Raw genomic sequence first — 2,634 nt, 5'->3', positions numbered from 1 at the left:
GGTGCAGCGGTAGTTCAGTTGGTTAGAATGCCGCCCTGTCACGGCGGAGGTCGCGGGTTCGAGCCCCGTCCGCTGCGCCATCTATTAAACCTTAGGTTAAGGTTGTGTCTCATAAAGCACCCATTATTGAGTGTCAAATTAAATTTTAAGATTATAAGTTCTAAGATAACACTTTATGATTTGTTATTGATACTTAATCTTGCCTCGTTAGCTCAGTTGGTAGAGCATATCACTCTTAATGATGGGGTCGTAGGTTCGAGACCTACACGGGGCACCATCTTTTGGCCCATTCGTCTAGCGGTTAGGACACCAGCCTCTCACGTTGGTAACACGAGTTCGAGTCTCGTATGGGTCACCATTTTTTAAATTCTTAAATAAAAACTGTATTTTCTTATAAGCTTCAAATGTTTGTATATTATTGTAAGTCAAAATACATACACTTTTATGTAAATATAAATTAAATACTTTAGAGATGTGATTACCGAGTTACTAATACAATAGGAGTGATTCTAAATTTTTGGAATTTATTTAAATCATTATAAGAATTTTATTGGGATTGAATAGTGTATTTAGAAATTATCAAGCTTCTAAAAGAAAAGGGTATTAAATTTGACGCTGGTCTTACTCAAAGCGAGCTTGAAAAAATATATGAAATTTACGAGATTAAATTTCCTCTTTCTTTAAAGTCATTTTTGACTACAGCTTTGCCGGTTTTAGACGGCTTTTATGATTGGCGTGATTTTTCAAGTGGAAATGTCACGAAAATAAAAAATATGATGCAACATTTTTATGAATTTGTAAAAAGCGCCTCTTTTGAAGAATATATACCAAATAGTGTTTATTCACCGGATCGATGGTGTAAGATATCAAGAGAGCAAAGAGTTAAAATTGTGGCTGAGCTATATAAAAATGCACCAAAGATCATACCAGTCTATTCTCATAGATTTATGCCAGAGATGAATGATGATAACGATCCGCCAGTCTTGTCAATATATTATGGCGATATAGTCTATTATGGTAGGAATTTGCAAGAGTATTTGTTGCATGAATTTTGTGGTGTTGATATTCCAAAATATATAAGTGAATATAAAAATGTGCCGTTTTGGACGGATATGATGAAAAATTTATGATTATAGATTTAGACTTTATAAATATTTTACCTCAATCACTATTAAGTATGGGGATTTTTCTAAGAGAAAAAATCGGTGTTTATGAGATCGGCTGGAAATTTGATGATGTTATAAAAGTTTTAGACATTATCAAAGAAAAAGAGATGACAGTGCTTGGTGGAGATGTTTATGAGTTAAATGGTGATGAAATCATCATTACATATGACAGCTGGAGCTTTTCTGGGAGCAACTTTATAAAATCTTTTGAAAAAGCAAGTAAATATATCAATAATTATTATAAAAACAATGAGGATAATTTTATTTATACTCTAGTAGTTCAAATACAACAAAATAATACCCAAAAGAGCGCACCAAACTGATACGCTCACTGCTAAATTTACTCTTTTATCTCAAACGCAAGCGTTGCAGCAATCGTCTCGTCATCGCAAATTTTTGAGTCGGCAAATGGCATTTTGTGCACTGTTTGTAGCAGCCATTTTCCAGGTTTTAGTGCTAGCACCTCTATCGTGCCGTCTGGCTCAGTTTGGCCGTGAAATGCACTTTTTTCTTTTAAAAATCCATCAAATGTTCCATCAAGTGTAGCATTTTCTAAAGGTTTGCCCTCAAATAGAATTTTCACTTTAAATGGCACACCAACTTTGAAATTTGCTGGATTGTCAAGTGGGACTATCTCTAAGCGCTGCTCGGAAGGCTTTGTGACTGTGCCATCTTTCGCGTTTTTGTTTATGATACCTTTTGCACTCATGCTTGCTTTTTTGCAGTATTTGGCGTCCTTGATGTCCTCTTTGGTTTTGCCCATGTGCCATGTGCCATCGCTTGCTTTTGTCCAAAACGTAGGCTTATACTTGCCAGCTATAAGGTATGAGCCGTCTTCTAGTTTGGCTCTTTCGTAATGGTAGTTTTCGCCGCTTTGTTTTAGGCTCAGTTTCTCGCCATTTTTGTTTATAATGTATGGGGTTTCAAAAAGAGCGATCCTATTATCTGGGATCTTTTCAACAGTCGGGAAGTCGTCTGCATAGCCGATATCAACGCTAGTTACGTCCTTGCTGCTTCCAAAAAGCCAAAATTCGTGAGCTAAAGAGTGGCTGCTAAATGCTGCCAAAGCCAAAAGTGCAAATAAATGCTTATTCATTACCTATCCTTTCAGATTAAATTGTATATTTTTCTATTTCTAATATATGTCACAAAAATATTGTTAAATTTTTATAGATCTAAATTTTGCTAATTTTTAGAAAATTTATAAAAACAGCACGTCTATAAAAATAGTTTAATCACTGAAATTACGAAATATAAATCAGTTGCGCAATTATATCAAAATAATAATCATTGTCAATATAAAATTAAATTTTGCCTAAAAAGGAACGAATCAAAATAAATTTGCCTTTGACATTTATATGGCTAAAAAGTTTCATTTTTGAAATATTTTGTATAAAAATTCTTTTTTCTCATTATATTTTAATATTAGATTAAGATTATATCCTTTATAATGTCACTAAATTATTTT

3 protein-coding genes and 3 tRNA genes are annotated in these 2,634 nt (G+C 33.6%); 5 read left to right on the top strand and 1 reads right to left on the bottom strand.

Translation table 11 applies throughout. From position 1 onward, the window contains the following. Positions 1–3: 3 nt before the first annotated feature. The 5 genes from UNSWCS_RS10400 to imm40 all read left to right on the top strand — a co-directional run bounded on the left by UNSWCS_RS10400 (position 4) and on the right by imm40 (position 1,489). A tRNA-Asp gene (locus tag UNSWCS_RS10400) sits at positions 4–80 on the top strand. 121 nt (positions 81–201) lie between these two features. Next, a tRNA-Lys gene (locus tag UNSWCS_RS10395) sits at positions 202–277 on the top strand. A gap of 6 nt (positions 278–283) precedes the next feature. Next, positions 284–358, top strand: a tRNA-Glu gene (locus UNSWCS_RS10390). Positions 359–563: 205 nt separating this feature from the next. Continuing rightward, positions 564–1,130 (top strand): hypothetical protein, encoded by a 567-nt coding sequence (locus UNSWCS_RS10385; protein ID WP_021088464.1) that lies wholly within the window; start codon positions 564–566, stop codon positions 1,128–1,130. Beyond that, positions 1,103–1,489: an Imm40 family immunity protein gene (gene imm40, locus UNSWCS_RS10380; RefSeq protein WP_235044409.1), complete on the top strand. Its 387-nt coding sequence runs from the start codon at positions 1,103–1,105 to the stop codon at positions 1,487–1,489. Before UNSWCS_RS10385 ends, imm40 begins: the two co-directional genes overlap by 28 nt. A gap of 17 nt (positions 1,490–1,506) precedes the next feature. Here the strand turns inward: imm40 and UNSWCS_RS10375 are convergent, their stop codons facing one another. Then, a complete protein-coding gene (locus UNSWCS_RS10375; RefSeq protein ID WP_021088465.1) occupies positions 1,507–2,262 on the bottom strand; it encodes a DUF4198 domain-containing protein in 756 nt (251 codons plus the stop codon). Between the last annotated feature and the right edge of the window lie 372 nt (positions 2,263–2,634).

Origin of the sequence: Campylobacter concisus UNSWCS (genome assembly GCF_000466685.1) — a bacterium.
In the GTDB taxonomy this organism is placed as follows: domain Bacteria; phylum Campylobacterota; class Campylobacteria; order Campylobacterales; family Campylobacteraceae; genus Campylobacter_A; species Campylobacter_A concisus_A.
The sequence above is the reverse complement of the archived record's forward strand: the minus strand, read 5'-3'. Positions and strand labels throughout refer to the sequence as shown.

Coding starts and splice junctions, on each gene's coding strand:
- UNSWCS_RS10375 (WP_021088465.1), bottom strand. CDS start 2,262: ATGAATAAGCATTTATTTGCACTTTTGGCTTTGGCAGCATTTAGCAGC.